Here is an 18653-nt window from a genome sequence, read left to right as displayed (position 1 = left end):
CGTACGCTTTACGGCGTTCATGTTTGTCAGCAACGCTTTGACTCCCGCTTGCGCCTGGCGTGACGGCTGCGCGCGACGCGAAGCGGGCCCCGTGGGAAACTGCGCCTTCGCTTCCACCCTGCCCCGACCCGCCGTGCCGCCTATCACCGCCCCCCTCAAGCGTGGCCCCTGGCGCTATCTGAGCGACCGGGATGTATTGCACGCCGCCGCGGTGATGGTGGCCGCGGTCAGCTTGAGCCTGGGCCTGGTGTGGGTGGGCTATCTCGTTCATGTATGGCGGGTGGCGGCACGCAGTCCGGTGGTGCCGGCCCGGCCCATGACCGTGCTGGTATTCGGTCGCCGACTGGTACAGGACGCCCCCGAGAAGGACTACCAGGCACGCCTGCTGCGCGCGCTGGCGCTGATGCGCTCGCACGACACCGAGCATGTCCTGCTGCTGGGCGGTCGCAGCGGAGGCGCCATCAGCGAGGCGGCGGCCGGCCGCCGCTGGCTGGAACAGCACGAGCTGCCGCCGGGCGTGGTGATGCAGCTGGAACAGGCCTCGGTCGACTCGCTGGAGAACCTGCGCCATGCCCGCAGCCTGCTGCAGGAAGACGGGCCGGTGATGCGCGTGCTGCCGCCGGTGGCGCTGGTGACCAGCCGTTATCACCTGGCGCGCTGCCAATTGCTGGCACGGCGGCTGGGTTTTCCCAGCGTGCCGGTCGCGGCCGAAGCCAGGCTCGTGCTCAGCCGCCGCTATGTGGTGCGATTGCTGGCCGAGTCGGGTTATCTGATGTGGATCGATATCGGCGTGCGCTGGGCGCGCCTGATCGGGCACCAGCGCATCAGTGCACGCCTTAGCTGAAGACCCGGTGCGCCGCCGCAGCGGCGCATGCGCAGCGCTTGCTAAGCTTGGGATCTTCGAACGACGACGGACCGCCCGATGAGCCAGCAAGCCGACCAAGCCGAATTGTTCCTGCGCGAGCTGCAGGATCGCATTTGCGCGGCGATCGAACAGCTCGATGGCAAGGCGCGTTTCGAAGAAGACGCATGGACGCGCCCTGCCGGCGGCGGTGGCCGCACGCGCGTGCTGCGCGATGGCGCCCTGTTCGAGCAGGCCGGCGTGAATTTCTCCCGCGTGTACGGCAACCAGCTGCCGCCCAGCGCCACGGCGCATCGTCCGGATCTGGCGGGCGGCGGTTTCGTGGCCACGGGCGTGTCGCTGGTACTGCATCCGCGCAATCCGCACGTGCCGACCACGCACGCCAATGTGCGCTATTTCGAAGCGAGCAAAGAGGGCGTGGATCCGGTCTGGTGGTTCGGCGGCGGCTTCGATCTCACGCCGTTCTATCCGCGCGATGAAGACGTGCGCCATTGGCATACGGTGGCGCGCGATCTGTGCGCGCCGTATGGCGACGACGTGTATGCGCGCTACAAGCAATGGTGCGACGAATATTTCTATCTCAAGCACCGCGGCGAAACGCGCGGCGTCGGCGGGCTGTTCTACGACGATCTCAACGAAGGCGGCTTCGAGCGCTGTTTCGCCTTCACCCGTGACGTGGGCCAGGGTTTCCTCGACGCCTACCTGCCCATCGTCGAGCGCCGCAAGAACGATGCCTACGGCGAGCGCGAGCGCGAATTCCAGCTGTATCGGCGCGGCCGCTACGTGGAGTTCAACCTCGTCTACGACCGCGGCACGCTGTTCGGCCTGCAATCGGGCGGACGCACCGAATCGATCCTGATGAGCCTGCCGCCGCGCGTGCGTTTCGAATACAACTTCCAGCCCGAGGCGGAGTCGCCGGAAGCGCGGCTTGCGGATTACCTCAAGCCGCGCGACTGGGTGTAACGCGCGCCGATTGCCGGTTTATTCCGTCGGCATCTCGCCGCTGAACTTCACCGGCGTGGCGCCCTTCACCGGGCCGATCTGCGCGCTGTCGCTCACCTGAAGCACCACGTCGCGGCGAAATTCCAGCGTGCCCTGCACCACCGCATGCGGACCGATCACCACGTGCGGCAGACGGTTGCTGCTGCTCCAGCTCCAGCCGCCCGGCTTCTCGACCAGGATGCCGCCTTCGATGCGCGAATTGGCGCCCACGGTGACATCGCCGTTGGTGGTCTGCAGGCCGCCGCCCACGTGCGCGGCGTCGAGCTTGATGCTGCCGTTGACGTTGCCCACCTTGCCGGCGACGTCGGCGCCCTTCTCCAGATGGATGCCGCCGTTGGTGGTGCTCACCGTGCCGGTCACGCGCGAGCCCGAGCCGAGGTTGACGCCGCCGTTCACGGTATCGACCGTGGTGGCCTGCGCACGATCGCCGAGATCGACCGAACCGTTGACCGTACTGGCCTTCTGCACCACCGCGTTGTCGCCCACGCGCACCGCGCCGTTGACCGTGCTGATGTTGCCGGCGTGCTGGCCTGCTTCCACCTGGGCGGTGCCGTTGACCTTGTCGATATCGTTGTCGCTGGCCTGGGCCACGACGGGCAGGGCCAGGGCCAGGGCGAGTGCTAGCAGATGACGACGCATGATGAACTCCGTAAATGTGATGACCACCCTAGGATGCACCGCCTGGACCCAGGGTTTAGCATGACCTTCGACAGGGGCGCCGTGATTTGACGAGACCGGGGCGGGGCCTCACCATCGTGCGTTTCCCGCCACGAATTCCCGCCATGTACAAGCTCGTACTCATTCGTCACGGCCAATCCCAGTGGAACCTGGACAACCGCTTCAGCGGCTGGGCCGATGTGGACCTCACCGAACAAGGCATGGCCGAGGCCGCCGAGGCCGGTCGCCTGCTGAAGGCCGGCGGATTCCGTTTCGATGTCGCGCACACCTCCGTGCTCAAGCGCGCCGTGCGGACGCTGTGGGGCGTGCTGGATGCGATGGAGCAGATGTACCTGCCGGTGGTCACCGACTGGCGTCTCAACGAGCGTCACTATGGCGGTCTCACCGGCCTCAACAAAGCCGAAACCGCGGCCAAGTACGGCGAGGACCAGGTGAAGGTGTGGCGTCGCAGCTACGACATTCCGCCGCCGCCGCTGGACCGCGCAAATAACGAGTCGGTGAACGATCCGCGCTACGCCAACCTCGATCCCTCGATGATTCCCGACACCGAGTGCCTCAAGGACACCGTCGACCGCGTGGTGCCGTACTGGCACGACGTGCTGGCACCGGCGATCGCCTCCGGCCAGAACGTGGTGGTGGCCGCGCACGGCAATTCGCTGCGCGCGCTGGTGAAGTACCTGGACAACATCTCCGAAGAGGAGATCGTCGAACTCAACATCCCCAACGGCGTGCCGCTGGTGTACGAGTTCGACCAGGACCTCAAGCCGATACGCCACTACTACCTGGGCGATGCCGACGCCATCGCTGCGAAGATGGCGGCCGTGGCCAATCAGGGCAAGGCGAAGTAGATCCTGGCGCCATCGCGGGTGACAGGCGTCATCCGCGATGACTGCGTCTCGTCAGTCGTGCGGGCGGCCGCGGGCCGATAAGCTGCGTCGCATCCCATCCACAGGTGCCTGCGATGTCCCAGAACATGATCTATGCGCTGATGATCCCGCTGATCGCGTTCAGCGTATGGCGCCGCGTGCGCGGCAGCTTCGGGCGGCAACCGATCCGCCGCAAGCGGATGATCGGGCGCATCGTCTTCCTGGCCGTGATCATGGGCTTGTTCGGCCTGGGCGGCCTGCACAACCCGCGCTTGCTGGAAGGGCTGCTGGGCGGTGCGCTGGCCGGTGCGGCGCTGGGCGCGGTGGGGATCAAGCTGACCCGCTTCGAGCGCGATGCCGCCGGCAACGATCTCTATATTCCCAACCCCTGGATCGGCGGGCTGCTCACCGCGCTGCTGCTCGGCCGCCTGGCCTGGCGCTTCATGGTGCTGTCGCCGCTGCAGGAGACGGCCGTGGCACACAGTGGCCCTGCCATGGGCAACAGCCCGCTGACCCTGGCCATCCTCGGCCTGACGTTCGGTTACTACATCAGCTACTTCGCCGGCCTGCTGGTGCACCATCGCCGCTTCGAGCGGGCGCAGCTGGCCTGACGCTCAGAGTGCGTCGCCGTCCATCTCGCCGGTGCGGATGCGGATGACCTGCTCGAGCGAGCTGACGAAAATCTTGCCGTCGCCGATCTTGCCGGTCTTGGCCGAGGCCTGGATGGCCTCCACCACGCGGTCCACCTGTTCGTCGCTGACGGCCACTTCCAGCTTGATCTTGGGCAGGAAGTCGACCACGTACTCGGCGCCGCGATAGAGTTCGGTGTGGCCCTTCTGGCGGCCAAAGCCCTTCACCTCGGTGACCGTGATGCCCTGCACGCCCACTTCCGCCAGGGCTTCGCGCACATCGTCCAGCTTGAACGGCTTGATGACCGCAACCACCAGCTTCATGGGTTTTCCTCTTGATCGACCGAATGCCCGTCGCGGGCCAGGGAGCGGCATTTTGCCTGGAGTGGCGTGCCGCTGTCGTCTCGGAGCTCTCTGTAGGAAAATCCCTACACACACAAGTGGAGCATGCCGATAGTGGCATTTAAAGACATGAACCTAAACTCCACCCTGACGAGCTCGAGGTGCTATCCATGATGGATAGGCAGGATATCGATCAACTTGCCCAGCGTCTTGTTTCGTTGGTTCCATCTGGACTGGCTCAGGCGCAACAGGATTTGCGCACCAACTTCGGCGATGTTCTGGCGCAGGGATTGCGCCGCCTTGATCTAGTCACGCGCGAGGAGTTTGAAGTCCAGAGCCAGCTGTTGGCGCGCACCCGCGCCAAGGTCGAGGCCCTGGAGAAGCGAATCGCAGATCTCGAGGCTGGTGCGGGCACCTGACTGAAGGTGCGGCACGGGCCCATGTCCCGGGAGCCGTCCCCGATCCGTCACCCTCACCCCGAGAACGATCGGGGGCGGCTATTTTCTCTGCAGGCCGCTTGAGGGAGTTGCTCCGTGTTTCAACCTGGCAGCCACTCCCGCGCCGTACGGATCGTGCGAGCGCCATGAGTCTTGCCGTCACCCTCAGCCGAGCCCAGGAAGGCGTGGCGGCGCCCCAGGTCATGGTGGAAGTCCACCTCTCCGGAGGCCTGCCGGGCACCAATATCGTGGGTCTGCCCGAGGCGGCCGTACGCGAGGCCCGTGACCGGGTTCGCGTGGCCATCCAGAACACGGCGTTCGAGTATCCCAACCGCAAGGTCACCGTGAACCTCGCGCCGGCCGAGCTGCCCAAGGATGGCGGCCGTTTCGACCTGGCCATTGCCCTGGGCATCCTGGCCGCTGGCGGTCAGGTCCCGCGCGAGAAGCTGGACGATTGCGAATTCCTCGGCGAGCTGGCGCTGTCGGGCGCGCTGCGCGGCGTGTCCGGCGTCCTGCCCGCCCTGCTGCGCGCGCGCGCGCGCGGCCGGCGTGTGGTGGTGCCGCGGGCGAACGCGGCCGAGGCGGCGCTGGTATCGGACGCCGAGGTGCTGGTCGCCGATACGTTGGCCGATGTCTGCGGCTGGCTGCGCGGCGCGCAGGAGCTGGCGCCGCCCGGCGAAGCCGCCGGCATCTTCGACGAAGTGACCGGTCCCGATCTTTCCGACGTGCGTGGCCAGCTGCAGGCGCGGCGCGCGCTGGAAATCGCGGCAGCCGGCGGCCATCACCTGTTGTTGCTGGGACCGCCGGGTACCGGCAAGACCATGCTGGCCGAGCGCCTGCCGGGCATCCTGCCCCCGCTGAGCGAATCGGAAGCGCTGGAAACCTGCGCGGTGCTGTCCGTGGCCGGGCAGGAGGTCGATCCGAAGTTCTGGCGCCGACGCCCTTTTCGGGCTCCGCACCATACGAGTTCGGCCGTCGCGCTGGTCGGCGGTGGCGCGTTGCCGCGGCCGGGCGAGATCTCGCTGGCCCATAACGGCGTGTTGTTCCTGGATGAACTGCCGGAGTTCGGCCGCCACGTGCTGGACGTGCTGCGCGAGCCGATGGAGTCGGGCCACATCGTGATCTCACGGGCGGCACGCCAGTCGACCTTTCCCGCCCAGTTCCAGCTGGTGGCGGCGATGAACCCCTGTCCCTGTGGCTATGCCGGCGATCCACGCCAGCGCTGCCAGTGCACGCCTGACCAGATCCAGCGCTATCGCAGTCGTATTTCCGGTCCGCTGATGGACCGCATCGACCTGGGGATCGAGGTGCCGCGCGTTCCGCTCAACGAGCTGGGTGCGTTGCGCGGGCCAAACGACGAGGACTCCTCCACCGTGCGGGCGCGCGTGATCAAGGCGCGCCACCACGGCCTGATGCGCGCGGGACGGGCGAATGCCGAGATCAGCACGCGCGAGCTGGAACGTGACTGTGCGCTCGGCCCCACAGAGCGTCGCTGGTTCGACGGCGCGCTGGAGCGGCTGGGACTGTCGGCGCGCGCCTACCACCGCACGCTGCGGGTGGCCCGTACGATTGCCGATCTGGACGGCGGCGCGGCCTTGCTGGACCGTACCCACCTTGCCGAAGCCTTGATGTATCGGCGCTTCTGAGACGCCGGCTCATCCCTTAGCAGCTCCCGTAATATTTGAACTGACGGGTATTGACTTGGATCGCCGTCGGCGTATTATCTGTACTCGCTGGTTCTGCATTGAACTATGCCTGCCACCCCGGTATCGGTACTCCCTCCCCCTCCCCCGTCCGATACCGGGGCTTGGCCCTCCCTCCCAAGTTCCCCGCCGATTCCGATAGAAATGCGTCATCGCACGATGGACGCTGGCGTCGCTTGCGTGCTCCGATAGCTCCACGGCTACCGCACGAAGGACCGCGCATGACGCTCGACCTTGGACTCCTGCTGGTGTGCATCCTGGGCGTCGGATTTCTCGCTCAATGGCTGGCGTGGCGAGTGAAGCTGCCAGCGATCCTGTTCCTGCTGCTGGCCGGCATCCTGATGGGTCCGGTGATCGGTGTGCTGGCGCCCGACAAACTGCTCGGCCCGCTGCTGTTTCCCATCGTCTCGCTGGCCGTGTCGGTGATTCTTTTCGAAGGCAGCCTCACGCTGCGTTTCAGCGAGTTGCCGGATATCGGTCGCGCGGTGCGGGGACTGGTGACCTATGGTGCGGTGATCGCGGTGTTGATGCTTGCCGTCGCCGCGCACTACTTCGCCGGACTGAGCTGGGAGGTGGCGTTGTTGTTTGGCGCGCTGACCTGCGTGACCGGGCCGACGGTGATCGCGCCGATGCTGCGCACGGTGCGTCCGAATGCGCGCATCGCCAACACCTTGCGCTGGGAAGGCATCGTGATCGATCCGCTCGGCGCACTGTTCGCCGTGCTGGTGTACGAGGCCATCGTGTCGCGCCAGCAGGGCCACACGCTGGGCATCTTCCTCGCGGTGATCGCCAGCGGCGTGGTGATCGGCCTGTTGGCGGCGTGGACGCTGGCGTTCCTGCTGCGCCGGCAATTGATTCCGGAATATCTGCAGAACTATGGCGCGCTGGTCACCGTGTTGCTGGCGTTCTCGCTGTCCAATGCCATCACGCACGAGTCGGGCCTGTTGACCGTCACGGTGATGGGCATCGCGCTGGGCAACATGCGCGGCGTGCACATCGACGACATCCTCGATTTCAAGGAAAACCTCACCACCTTGCTGGTCTCGAGCCTGTTCATCCTGCTGGCGGCACGACTGAGCTGGCCGTTGCCGGACGGCATGTTGTGGGCGGGTATCGCCATCTTCATCGTGGCCCAGCTGATCGTGCGACCCGTCACCGCAACGATCGCCAGCATCGGCAGCACGCTGAACTGGCGCGAGCGCGCGCTGATCGCGTGGGTCGCGCCACGCGGCATCGTGGCGGCGGCGGTATCGGCGCTGTTTGCGCTGAAGCTCGATGCGCTGGGCATGGAAGGCGCAAAAGCGTTGGTGCCGCTGGTCTTCATCCTGATCATCGGCACCGTAGTGTTGCAGAGCGCGACGGCTCGTCCGCTCGCGCGCTGGCTGAAGGTGGCCGAGCCCGATCCCACGGGCGTGCTGATCTATGGCGCCGATCAGGCCGCGCGCGTGGTCGCACGCGCCCTGGCCGATGCGGGTTTCCAGGTGATCGTGGCCGATGAACATTGGGACGGCATCAAGCACGCGCGCATGGAAGGCCTGCCGACGTTCTTCGGCTATCCCGCGTCGGCGTACGCGGAACGCCATCTCGATCTCACGGGCATCGGCCGCTTGCTGGCCATGTCGACCAACCGCGAACGCAACGCGCTGGCCTGCGTGTACTACCGGCAGGAATTCGGGCGCGGCAAGGTCTATCGGTTGAGCAACGACAACGGCGACGCCACCGGCAGCCGCCTGCAAATGGGCGGCGATTTGTCCGCGCCCGCCTTGTTTGGCGACGGCATGACGCATGAGCGCTTTCTGGAGCGCCTCGCCGAGGGATGGCGGATCAAATCGACGCGTCTCACCAGCACCTTCGATTGGCCCAACTTCATCGAGCAATATGGTTCGCCCACGGTGCTGCTATTCGGCGTCGAAGAGAAAGGCGCGTTGCGCGTATCTTCGGCGAAGCGCGAACTCGAACCGCGTCCGGGCTGGACGGTGATCGCCCTGGTGCCGCCGCAGAGCGCATCGTGACGAAGGCGATACGCAGCGCACTCCTTGCGTGCATGCGTGGGGGCGCTGGACAGGGCCGCGCTCCCCACGCACGCGCCGACGTCCTTGTCGGCCTACGCGAGGCAGGCAAGGTCAGGCGGCGCTGGCCTGACGCGAGGCTTGGAACTGCGCCTCTTCGGTAGAACCCTTGAGCGCGGTGGTGGACGACTGTCCTTGCTGGATCGCCTGGGTTACGGCATCGAAGTAACCCGTGCCGACTTCACGCTGATGCTTCACGGCGGTGAAGCCCCGGTCGGCGGCGGCGAATTCCCTTTCCTGCAATTCCACGAATGCGCTCATCTGGCGACGGGCATAACCATAGGCCAGATCGAACATGCCGTAGTTAAGGCTGTGGAAACCGGCCAGCGTGATGAACTGGAACTTGTAACCCATCGCGCCCAGTTCCTTCTGGAAGGTGGCGATGGTGGCGTCGTCGAGGTTCTTCCTCCAATTGAAGCTGGGCGAGCAGTTGTAGGCCAGCAGCTTGCCCGGGTATTTCGCATGGATCGCCTCGGCGAACTTGCGCGCTTCGTCCAGATTCGGCTTGCTCGTTTCGCACCACACGAGATCGGCGTACGGCGCATACGCAAGACCGCGGCTGATCGCCTGGTCCAGGCCGGGACGCACGCGGAAGAAACCCTCCACGGTGCGCTCGCCGGTGATGAACGGCTTGTCGTTGTCGTCGATGTCGGAGGTAAGCAAGTCGGCGGCATCGGCATCGGTGCGTGCCACGATCAGGGTGGGCACGCCGAGCACGTCGGCGGCGAGACGTGCCGCGTTGAGTTTGTCGACGGCCTCGCGCGTGGGCACCAGTACCTTGCCGCCCATGTGACCGCACTTCTTCACCGACGCGAGCTGGTCCTCGAAATGCACACCCGCGGCGCCTGCTTCGATCATTGCCTTCATCAGTTCGAACGCATTGAGCACGCCGCCGAAGCCCGCTTCCGCGTCGGCCACGATGGGCACCATCCAGTCGATATCGTTCTGGCCTTCCGCATGATGCAGCTGATCGGCGCGCAGCAGCGTGTTGTTGATGCGCTTGACCACCGACGGCACCGAATTGGCGGGATACAGCGACTGGTCGGGATACATTTCGCCGGCGAGATTCGCATCCGCGGCCACCTGCCAGCCGCTCAGATAGATTGCCTGCAGCCCAGCCTTCACCTGTTGCATGGCCTGGTTGCCGGTGAGCGCGCCGAGCGCGTTGACGAAATCTTCCTTGTGCAACGACTTCCACAAGCGCTCGGCGCCGCGACGGGCGAGCGAGTGTTCCACATTCACGGTGCCCCGCAGGCGCGCCACGTCTTCCGCGCCGTAGTTGCGCTGGATGCCGTTCCAGCGAGCGTTGTTCTTCCATTCGAGGGCGATCTGATCGGCGGTGGGCAATGTGTTTTTCATGAGGTGACTCCGTTGCGTTGGATGTCTTCGACTGTGGGAGCGCACCCTGTGCGCGACAGCGGCCTTTCGGCATGGCGCTCCGTTGGTTTGTCGCGCACAGGGTGCGCTCCCACAGCGAGGGTTACCGGTCAGTCGAGACGCGCGTAAGCAGCCAGCGTCAGGAAATCGCCGAGTTCTTCGCCGTGCGTGAGTTGCTTGAGCAACGCCGCCGCTTGTTCCGCACGGTGTGCGACGGGACTCTTGCTCTCGATCAAGCGATGCGTGTGCTTCGCCAGTGCATGGTCGAACAGCGCAAAATCGATCGGCGCGTGATCGGTGAATTCAAGCGGCCCTCGATGCAGCCATTGCCAGATCTGCGAGCGCGCGATTTCCGCGGTGGCCGCATCTTCCATCAGGTGATGGATGGGCACGCAGCCCTGGCCGTCCAGCCACGAGGCGGTGTAGCGCAGCGCCACTTCCACGTTGTTGTCGAAGCCGGCGCGCGTGATGGTGCCGCTGCACGGCGCGATCAGCTGGTTGCGGCACACGTTGACGTCGCTGCGCATGACGTTGAGCTGGTTGGGCGAGGGCATGTACTTGTCGAACACTTCCTGCGCCACCGGCACCAGTGCGGGATGCGCCACCCAGGTGCCGTCGTGACCGGCCTGCACTTCGCGCAGCTTGTCCGCGCGCACCTTGGCGAGCGCGGCGTCGTTCGCAACATCGTCGCCCTTGATCGGAATCTGCGCGGCCATGCCGCCCATGGCGAACGCGCCACGGCGATGGCAGGTCTGGATCAGCAGTTCCGAATACGACTTCAGGAACGGCACCGTCATCAGCACCTGACTGCGATCGGGCAGCAGGCGATCACGATGCGCCCGGAACGTCTTGAGGTAGGAAAAGATGTAATCCCAGCGGCCGCAATTGAGGCCGACTGCACGCCCGCGCAAGGCGTGCAGGATCTCGTGCATCTGGAACACGGCGGGCAGCGTTTCGATCAATACCGTGGCTTTCATGCAATCGGGCGGCAGGTCGAGCGCCGCTTCGGCGGTGGCCATCACCTCGTCCCACAACGCCGCCTCTTCCATCGCCTGCAGCTTGGGCAGGTAGAAGTAGGGGCCGCGGTCGCGTGCCTGCAGCGTGCGTGCGTTGTGGAAGGCGAACAGGCCGAAGTCCACCAGGGCGCCGGACATCGGTTCGCCATCGACGGTGATATGGCGCTCCGGCAGGTGCCAGCCGCGCGGACGCACCACCAGCACGGCGGGATTGCCGTTGACGCGGTAATGCTTGCCCTCGGGCGAGGTGTATTCGATCGCGCCGTTCACCGCATCGCGCAGGTTGATCTGGCCGTCGATCTGGTTGGCCAGGGTCGGCGCCGAGGAGTCCTCGAAGTCGGCCATGAACACCTTTGCGCCGGAATTGAGCGCGTTGATGATCATCTTCCGCTCGACCGGCCCGGTGATCTCCACCCGGCGGTCGCGCAGCGCGAGCGGAATCGGCGCAACCGTCCAGTTGCCCTCGCGGATGGCGGCGGTATCGGTACGGAAGTCCGGCAGTTCGCCCGCGTCGTAGCGGGCCTGGCGGGCTTCACGGGCCGCCAGCAGTTCCAGGCGGCGTCCGTCGAACTGGCGGTGCAGCTCGGCCAGGAAGGCCAGCGCCTCCGGTGTGAGGATCGCGGCGTGTTCCGGGCGGACTCCGCCAGAGACCTGGGCCGGGGAAAGGGTGAGGCGTTCCTTGGGGACGGCCATGGCGAATCTCCGTGATGACGATGGGATGACACTAGGTCACGGAAATTAGGTTTGACAAAGCAAATGTTTCAATTTTTGCTATTGTCATTCTTAATGATCAATGCAACTCACTGAGTTGTAAGAGGCAAATATGGCCAAGAAGCCCCCGGTCGGGCCTAGAAAAACGCATTCCGGCATGTCCCGGCGACGTACGGATACGTATGGAAGTGGCAGCGAAGAGGGGCGTTTCTACTACAAGGGGAACCGCCAGAAGCAGATGCGGGCCTTCGTCTACACGGTGAAGCTGGGCACGCTGACCCGCGCGGCCGAGGCGCTGTTTCTGTCTCAACCCACAGTGAGCCTCCAACTTCAGGCGCTGGAGCGGGAGCTTGGCGTGCGGCTGCTGGAACGCAGGCGACGCCGCATCAACCTCACCGACGCGGGAGAGGCGCTGTACGAATTGGCGCGTCCGCTGGTGGAAGGCTGGGAGAATCTGGACCGCGACTTCCAGACCAAGGTAAAAGGCCTGCAGGGCGGCCGCCTGACCATCGCGGCGGGCAGTTCGACCATCCAATACCTGCTGCCCGATCTGGTGCGTCGCTACCGCGAGCACTTTCCCGAGGTGCAACTGCAGCTGGCCAATGTCACCGGCAAGGACGGCCTGGCGCTGTTGCGCGCCGATGAGGCGGATTTCGCCGTGGGCTCGATGCTCGACGTGCCCAACGACATCGCCTGGGCGCCCGTGCATCACTACGACCCGATGCTGATCATGCCGCCCGATCACCCGCTGGCCGCCAAGACCGCGGTGACGTTGCAGGACTTGTCGCCCTACGGCCTGATCCTGCCGCCGCAACGACTATCGACCTACCGCCTGGTCGACCTGGTGTTCCAGCAACGGCAGGTGCCTTTCCGGGTCGCGATCGAAGTGGGCGGTTGGGACGTGATCAAGGAATACGTCGCGATGGGACTGGGCATCTCCATCGTCACCGGCATCTGCATCACCGAAGCGGACCGCACGCGTTTGGCCGTCCGAAACATGAAGCAGTATTTCCCGCAGCGCAGCTACGGCGTGGTGATGCGCAAGGGCAAGTTCCTCAGCGCGGAGGCGAGGGCGTTCATCGATCTGGTGAAGCCGGGCTTGCTGACCCATCGCGATTACGATGAGTCGGGGCACTCGGAGCGTTAAGGGAACAACGTGCTATCCGAATTCTAGGGGGTGGCGGCCGATTGAAGCTGCTTTGCCCGCGCCTCCCAATAGAACGCTTTCCACGACGCCATGGCCGAGCGGAAGTGTGCTATCTTGCTTTCGTCCTGACCGTAGCTTTGCGAGCGCTCCATTTCCATAATGGTGAGAGGATCGTTAGCCACCTCGACTATGCCGGCCATATCAGATGCATACCGGGAAAAGAGCGCATTCCATTCGGCTGGAGCTGCACCTGCCACCATTGCTATGGCCATACGCTGCTTCGTGAGCCCCATGGGAGACGTTCGAATGCCGCCCCCTCCTGATACGAGATAACGTGTCCCAGCGGCCAAAAGAAAACGTTGGTCCGTAGATAAGGGCTGCCTTAAGGCGTTGGCCATGGCCTCGCGCAAAGGGCCGTGATCACCTTCATTTCGGGCCCTGGTCATAACGTCGAGATAAAGATTGAAAACATCCGCGGAAAAGGCGAGATACTTCTGGCCGTGCTCAGACAGATAAAGCCTGGCGATATCCTTTGACTGCCCGGGGCTAAGTCCCAACTGATAGCTGCGCGCGTAGCCGTCAATCGCTGCTTCTCGGCGATCCCGAAGAAATTGATCGAGGTGCTGAACCACGTCTGTCCGTACTCGAGCGGTCACCTCGCTCCATAGGGGATCTTTGACAGTCCAGTCGTGCTCGCCTCCGACTAAGCGGACGAGTACGTAAACATAGCTATCGATCTGGACATCGGATGTCCAAGACTTTGCTTCCTCGTCGACAACGATCCGGGCGAGCGCAGTAAAAGGGGCGGCTGTCGGGGCCTGGGGGCTGTTTGTGATATCGCTAATGTCCGTAGCGAGGAGAACGCTAGGAACAAGGAAGAGTACGCTAAAAAGGCGTGGCATCCAGGCCATGAAAATTCCTCACTCAGTATTGCGATGCTTGCCCCGATACGGCGTAAACAGCGCACGGATCTTCGCCATGTCCGCGTCCGGATCATCCGTGGCGCGCACCACCGGGCCGAACCTGAAAGTCTTGCTCGGGTAATCGAGAAACAGCGTCTGGATCGGCACGTTGGCGTCGTGGGCGATGCGCAGGAAGCCCGACTTCCACTGCTTGACCTTTTTGCGCGTGCCTTCGGGCGTGATGCCCAGCCACATGCGTTCCTTTTCCTGGAAACGCTGCACCATTTGGCCCACCACGTTGAGCGCGGCGCTGCGGTTGATCGCGATCATGCCGATCGGGCGCAGGATGATGCCCAGTGGGCCGTCCAGCACTTCGCGCTTGATCATGATGTTGATGTCCACGCCCAGGCCGATCTTCATCAGCAGGCCGTAGTAGCCATCCCAATACGAGGAATGCGGCGCGCCGATGATGATCAGCTTGGGCTCGTTCGGCAGCTCGCCGAGCAGCTTCCAGCCGGACAGGCGCAGCAGGCAGCGCGCCAGCCATGGCCAGAACCTGCTATTGAGTTTGGGAGCTTCGGGCGGGGCAGGGGGGAGCATCGGGGTGCTCATTCACGACTCCAGTCACGCGACCGTGTTTGCTTGATCTGGCCGCGCTGCTGCTTGCCGGCGAGCCGGCGCTCCTTGGAGCCGCGGGTGGGTTTGGTGGCGATGCGTGCCTTGGGCACCACGAGCGCCGCGCGGATGATCTCCACCAGGCGGTCGCGGGCGTCCTCGCGGTTGCGGCCCTGATCGCGGAAACGCCGCGCCTGGATCACCAGCACGCCCTCATCGGTGAGGCGGCGATCGCGGCGGGCCAGCAGGCGCGCGCGCAGCGGTTCGGGCAGCGAGGGTGAGTGCGCCACGTCGAAGCGCAGTTCGACGGCGCTTTCGGTGCGATTGACGTGCTGGCCGCCGGGACCGTCTGCGCGGAGGAAACGCTCAGTCAACTCGGTCTCGGGCAGGACGATGGAACGGCTGATCGTGAGCATGCGCAAAGTTTAGCGGGCCTGCGTGACATACCGCCACGACGCGGTGCGTCACAACGCGGGCAGGTCCCAGCCAAAGCGCTCGAGCAGGCCCTGGTAAGCGGCGTCCAGCGGCGCTTCCAGGCGCATCGGCTCGCCGCTGAGCGGGTGCGCGAAACTCAGGCGCCAGGCATGCAGCAGCATGCGGTGGCAGCGGAAATATTGCTTGTAGAGGCGGTTGTGATCGCTGCGGCCGTGCTGGCAATCGCCGATGATCGGATGGTGGATGTGCGCCATGTGCTTGCGGATTTGTCTGAACCGCCCCGTCTGCGGCTCGGCCAGCACCATGGCGTACCGCTGCTGGGGATAGCGCCCCAGTTCGATCGGCACTTCCACCGTGGCCAGGCGCCGGTAGCCGGTGCGGGCCTCGCGCCGCGGCCCATTGTCGCGGGAGCCGGGCAGGGCATAGTCGATCAACGCTTCTTCCGGCTCCGGCCAGCCGCGCACCACGGCCAGGTACTGCTTGTGCACGTCGCGCCCCATGAACTGCTCGCCGAGCGCAGCGGCGATTTCCGAAGATCGGGCGACCAGCAGCACGCCGCTGGTGGCGCGGTCGAGTCGATGGGCGAGATAGGTGATACCGCCCACCTGTTCGCGCAGCAGGTCGATCAGGAACTCCTCGGCGTTGCCGACCATCTTGGAGCGATGCACGGCGAGGCCGGCAGGCTTGTTCACCGCGATGAGGGCGTCGTCTTGGTAGAGGATGTCGAGCATGAACGATCCAGGCAGCACGAGATTCCCGTGCCTTTCATCAAAGACGTCATTCCGGCGCAGGCCGGAATCCAGTGGCGATCACTTTAGGTTCTCGCGATCACGCCTACCGGTCGAGACCGAAGCGACAACCGCGAACTGCGGCCACTGGATTCCGGCCTGCGCCGGAATGACGGTGAGGGGGAATTAGCGCTTAGGCCAGCCTGCCACAAAGGCGAGCAAACCGATCACGGCAGCGACGGGAGCCTGCCATAGGCTGTGCTCGCTCGCCTGCGTCCAAAGTACAGCGCTGCCCACCAACAAGCTCGAACCCAACAGTCCGAACGACAAAGCCCGCCGCGTGCGCTGCGCCTCGTCGCGCTGCTGCGAGAGCTCCGCCGGATCGCTTAGCGTGTGCCGCTCGCCCTTGGCCACCTGCCGCAAGGCATCGCGGACCAGTTCGGGGAACTGCGGAGCGGCGTGGAACCATTCGGGCAGGCGCTTGCGCACTTCCCGCAAGGTCCGGCGCGGGCTGTAGCGCTCACGCAGGATGCGCTTGAGCACCGGATGCGCCACCGCCCAGATGTCGATCTCCGGATCGAGCATGCGGCCGACGCCTTCGATATTGAGCAGGGTCTTCTGCAGCAGGATCAGCTGCGGCTGCAGCGTAAGTTCGTAGCGGCGGGCGGTCTGGAACAGCTTCACCACCAGTTCGGCCAGCGAGATCTGCGATAGCGGACGGGTGAAGTAGGGCTCGCACACCGTGCGCACGGCGGCGGTGAGTTCGTCGATGCGCACGGTGGACGGCATCCAGCCGGCATCCACGTGCAGCTGCGCGATGCGCGCGTAGTCGCGCTCGAACAGCGCGATGAAGTTCTGCGCCAGCCAGTACTGGTCCTGCTCCGGCAACGACCCCATGATGCCGAAATCGAGCGCGATGAAACGCGCATCGTTGACGCGCGAGGTGTCGACCCAGATGTTGCCCGGATGCGCATCGGCGTGGAAGAAGTTGTCGCGGAACACCTGCTCGTAGAACAGCCGCACGCCTTTCACGGCGAGTGCCTTGCGGTCGATGCCGGCGGCGTCGATGGTGGCGATGTCGTCGCAGCTCACCCCGTAGACACGCTCCAGCGTCAGCACGCGCGCGCTGGTGAAATCCCAGAACACCGCCGGTACGTAGAGATCCTGGCCGCTCTCGAAGTTGCGGCGGAGCAGGCTGGCACTGGCGCCTTCGCGCTGCAGGTCCAGCTCGTTCTCCAGCATCTTCTCGACTTCGGCGACCACGTCGAGTGGACGGATCTTGTCGGCATTGGGGTGCCAGCGTTGCGCCAATTCACCGAGTGAGCGCAGCAGCTTGATGTCGCGTTCGATCTGCTGGTCGATGCCCGGGCGCAGCACCTTCACCACCACGGCGCTGCCGTCCTGCAAGGTGGCCGCGTGGACCTGTGCGATGGATGCGGAGGCCAAAGGCGTTTCGTCGAAGCTGGTGTAGAGCGCGGTAATCGGCGCCTTCAGTTCCTGCTCGATGATCGCGCGCGCTTCGCTGCCCGGGAACGGCGGCACCTGGTCCTGCAGCTGCGCCAGTTCGTCGGCGATATCCGCCGGCACCAGGTCGCGGCGGGTGGACAGCACCTGGCCGGCCTTGACGAAGATCGGACCCAGTTCGGTCAGCGCGAGGCGCAAGCGTGCGCCGCGCGAGAGATGCGTGACGTCGGTACGTGGGCGCGCCACGAACGGACGGATCAGCTTGAGCGGGCGAAACAGATGCGCCGCATCGACCAGTTCGTCGAGGCGGTAGGCGAGCAGCACCGAAGCGACGCGCATCACGCGCGGTACCACCTTCAGGGGCATCGTCACGCGGCAGGTCCCTTCTTCAGGCGTTGCTCCAGGCGCGCGAGTCGCGCTTCGAGGCGTTCGCTGCGTTCGCGCAGATCGTCGACGCCATCGAGAAAACCTTCCACTTCGCCGGGCGCCGCTGCGACGCGGGCTTCGTCGCGCAACCAGTCGGCCGTATCGGTGGTGAGATGGCTGGCGGTTTCCTTGGCATGCGCGAGCCCGTTGCGCACGGCCTTGGCGAGCGGCACGCCGAGCACGTCGCCGAACGTGCGGGCGAACGCCTCTTCGAAATCGGGCGCGAACTTGCTGGCGAGTTTCTCCAGGCGGCGGGCGAGATCCGCGTCGCCGGCAATCTCCACCTTGCCCGGTGCCACCCCTTCGTCGTCGCGCTTCACCAGCATGGCGAGCAGGCTGCCCGGGGTGGCGGCGACGCGCAGGTGGTTGTCGTCCTGCGCCGGACCGACTTTCAGTCGTTCGCCTTCCACCGTCACCGACAGGGCAATCTCCGGACCGCGCAAATGCAGCTGCACGCTGCGGCCGTCGAGCGCGGATAGGCGCGCGGCCGTTTCAGGGTCGAGCGACAGCGTGTGATTGAGCGCGGTTTCCAAGGCGCGGCCAGCGAGGGTGCGCATCGGGCGGGGCAGCAGGGACATGAGGGATGGGGCAGTCATGTCGTCGATTGTAGCGGGTCGGGTCGTGGGGCTGATGTTGAGCTGCTTCATTTGCAGCGTTCGCGCGAGCACCCGCCCCTCACCCCGGCCCTCTCCCCGGTGGGGAGAGTGAGAAGTGACGTGCACCGCAAAAAAGCGAGACGACTAAAGAAAGCACGCTACGGCGCGGCGCCGACAAACCCCATTTGCCGCCACGCCTCATACACCGCGATGGCGACGGTATTGGACAGATTGAGGCTTCGACTGTCGGGGCGCATCGGCAGTCGCAGGCGCTGAGCTTTGGGTAGCGCGTCGAGGACGTCGGAAGGCAGTCCCGCCGTCTCGCAACCAAACAACAACGCATCCCCTTCGACGAAGCGCGCATCCACATGCGCGACACGTCCGCGCGTGGAAAACGCAAACACGCGTGGCTGGCCGATGCTTTCGAGGCAGCTGGCGAGGTCGTCATGCACGGCCAGCTGCGCGTATTCGTGATAGTCCAGGCCTGCGCGGCGCAGGCGGGCATCGTCCAGCTCGAAGCCCAAGGGGCGGATCAGGTGCAGCGAGGCGCCGGTGTTGGCGCACAACCTGATGGCGTTGCCCGTATTGGGCGGTATTTCCGGTCGGTAGAGTATGACGTGCAGCATCCAGCCATTATCGGGTCTATCC

At 65.2% G+C, this 18653-nt stretch carries 19 protein-coding genes; 8 read left to right on the top strand and 11 right to left on the bottom strand.

Annotated elements, in window-relative coordinates:
- The first annotated feature begins 133 nt into the window (after nt 1-133).
- Together ISP20_RS03315 and hemF are read left to right on the top strand one after the other, a co-directional pair.
- A complete protein-coding gene (locus ISP20_RS03315) occupies nt 134-844 on the top strand; it encodes an ElyC/SanA/YdcF family protein (RefSeq protein ID WP_338030958.1) in 711 nt (236 codons plus the stop codon).
- A 78-nt stretch (nt 845-922) separates the two neighbouring features.
- Nucleotides 923-1825, top strand: a complete 903-nt coding sequence (gene hemF, locus ISP20_RS03310; RefSeq protein WP_204634654.1) for an oxygen-dependent coproporphyrinogen oxidase — start codon at nt 923-925, stop codon at nt 1823-1825.
- 18 nt (nt 1826-1843) lie between these two features.
- On the opposite strand, the gene ISP20_RS03305 is transcribed toward hemF, so the two are convergent.
- Nucleotides 1844-2503, bottom strand: a complete 660-nt coding sequence (locus ISP20_RS03305) for a DUF4097 family beta strand repeat-containing protein (RefSeq protein WP_204634653.1) — start codon at nt 2501-2503, stop codon at nt 1844-1846.
- Nucleotides 2504-2646: 143 nt separating this feature from the next.
- Here ISP20_RS03305 and gpmA point away from each other — a divergent pair, with 143 nt between their 5' ends.
- Together gpmA and ISP20_RS03295 are read left to right on the top strand one after the other, a co-directional pair.
- Nucleotides 2647-3390 carry a 2,3-diphosphoglycerate-dependent phosphoglycerate mutase gene (gene gpmA, locus ISP20_RS03300; protein ID WP_204634652.1) on the top strand — a complete coding sequence of 248 codons (744 nt, stop codon included), beginning with the start codon at nt 2647-2649 and terminating at the stop codon, nt 3388-3390.
- A 113-nt stretch (nt 3391-3503) separates the two neighbouring features.
- Nucleotides 3504-4019, top strand: coding sequence for a CcdC protein domain-containing protein (locus ISP20_RS03295; RefSeq protein WP_204634651.1), 516 nt, complete (start codon nt 3504-3506; stop codon nt 4017-4019).
- Nucleotides 4020-4022: 3 nt separating this feature from the next.
- Here ISP20_RS03295 and glnK read toward each other — a convergent pair whose 3' ends face one another.
- The gene (glnK, locus tag ISP20_RS03290; protein ID WP_046971250.1) at nt 4023-4361 is read right to left on the bottom strand and encodes a P-II family nitrogen regulator; all 339 of its coding nucleotides are present in this window, start codon (nt 4359-4361) and stop codon (nt 4023-4025) included.
- 188 nt (nt 4362-4549) lie between these two features.
- On the opposite strand from glnK, the gene ISP20_RS03285 reads away from it, so the two are divergent.
- From ISP20_RS03285 to ISP20_RS03275, 3 genes are all read left to right on the top strand, one after another.
- Nucleotides 4550-4798, top strand: a complete 249-nt coding sequence (locus ISP20_RS03285) for an accessory factor UbiK family protein (protein ID WP_046971251.1) — start codon at nt 4550-4552, stop codon at nt 4796-4798.
- Between the two features lie 164 nt (nt 4799-4962).
- Nucleotides 4963-6462 carry a YifB family Mg chelatase-like AAA ATPase gene (locus ISP20_RS03280; protein WP_204634650.1) on the top strand — a complete coding sequence of 500 codons (1500 nt, stop codon included), beginning with the start codon at nt 4963-4965 and terminating at the stop codon, nt 6460-6462.
- 278 nt (nt 6463-6740) lie between these two features.
- Entirely contained in the window at nt 6741-8531 is a 1791-nt protein-coding gene (locus ISP20_RS03275) for a cation:proton antiporter (RefSeq protein WP_204634649.1), read from the top strand.
- A gap of 111 nt (nt 8532-8642) precedes the next feature.
- On the opposite strand, the gene aceA is transcribed toward ISP20_RS03275, so the two are convergent.
- Both aceA and aceB read right to left on the bottom strand, forming a co-directional pair.
- Nucleotides 8643-9947 (bottom strand): isocitrate lyase, encoded by a 1305-nt coding sequence (aceA, locus tag ISP20_RS03270; RefSeq protein WP_204634648.1) that lies wholly within the window; start codon nt 9945-9947, stop codon nt 8643-8645.
- A gap of 128 nt (nt 9948-10075) precedes the next feature.
- A complete protein-coding gene (gene aceB, locus ISP20_RS03265; RefSeq protein ID WP_204634647.1) occupies nt 10076-11674 on the bottom strand; it encodes a malate synthase A in 1599 nt (532 codons plus the stop codon).
- Nucleotides 11675-11849: 175 nt separating this feature from the next.
- Here aceB and ISP20_RS03260 point away from each other — a divergent pair, with 175 nt between their 5' ends.
- A complete protein-coding gene (locus tag ISP20_RS03260; protein ID WP_204634646.1) occupies nt 11850-12839 on the top strand; it encodes a LysR family transcriptional regulator in 990 nt (329 codons plus the stop codon).
- Between the two features lie 23 nt (nt 12840-12862).
- On the opposite strand, the gene ISP20_RS03255 is transcribed toward ISP20_RS03260, so the two are convergent.
- From ISP20_RS03255 to trmL, 7 genes are all read right to left on the bottom strand, one after another.
- Nucleotides 12863-13750, bottom strand: a complete 888-nt coding sequence (locus ISP20_RS03255; protein ID WP_204634645.1) for a hypothetical protein — start codon at nt 13748-13750, stop codon at nt 12863-12865.
- Between the two features lie 9 nt (nt 13751-13759).
- On the bottom strand, nt 13760-14341 hold the full coding sequence (locus ISP20_RS03250; RefSeq protein ID WP_239535288.1) for a 1-acyl-sn-glycerol-3-phosphate acyltransferase: 582 nt from the start codon (nt 14339-14341) through the stop codon (nt 13760-13762).
- 8 nt (nt 14342-14349) lie between these two features.
- The gene (arfB, locus tag ISP20_RS03245) at nt 14350-14772 is read right to left on the bottom strand and encodes an alternative ribosome rescue aminoacyl-tRNA hydrolase ArfB (protein ID WP_204634643.1); all 423 of its coding nucleotides are present in this window, start codon (nt 14770-14772) and stop codon (nt 14350-14352) included.
- A gap of 48 nt (nt 14773-14820) precedes the next feature.
- Nucleotides 14821-15522 carry a pseudouridine synthase gene (locus tag ISP20_RS03240; protein WP_204634642.1) on the bottom strand — a complete coding sequence of 234 codons (702 nt, stop codon included), beginning with the start codon at nt 15520-15522 and terminating at the stop codon, nt 14821-14823.
- Nucleotides 15523-15705: 183 nt separating this feature from the next.
- Nucleotides 15706-17349 (bottom strand): ubiquinone biosynthesis regulatory protein kinase UbiB, encoded by a 1644-nt coding sequence (gene ubiB / locus ISP20_RS03235; protein ID WP_204634920.1) that lies wholly within the window; start codon nt 17347-17349, stop codon nt 15706-15708.
- 2 nt (nt 17350-17351) lie between these two features.
- Nucleotides 17352-17987 carry a ubiquinone biosynthesis accessory factor UbiJ gene (locus tag ISP20_RS03230; protein WP_425490764.1) on the bottom strand — a complete coding sequence of 212 codons (636 nt, stop codon included), beginning with the start codon at nt 17985-17987 and terminating at the stop codon, nt 17352-17354.
- A gap of 176 nt (nt 17988-18163) precedes the next feature.
- Nucleotides 18164-18631: a tRNA (uridine(34)/cytosine(34)/5-carboxymethylaminomethyluridine(34)-2'-O)-methyltransferase TrmL gene (gene trmL / locus ISP20_RS03225; protein ID WP_204634640.1), complete on the bottom strand. Its 468-nt coding sequence runs from the start codon at nt 18629-18631 to the stop codon at nt 18164-18166.
- Nucleotides 18632-18653: the final 22 nt, after the last annotated feature.

The sequence above is a fragment of the Dyella kyungheensis genome (genome assembly GCF_016905005.1).
In the GTDB taxonomy this organism is placed as follows: Bacteria; Pseudomonadota; Gammaproteobacteria; order Xanthomonadales; family Rhodanobacteraceae; genus Dyella; species Dyella kyungheensis.
Note: the sequence above shows the minus strand (reverse complement) of the source record. Positions and strands in the feature narration are given on the sequence as shown.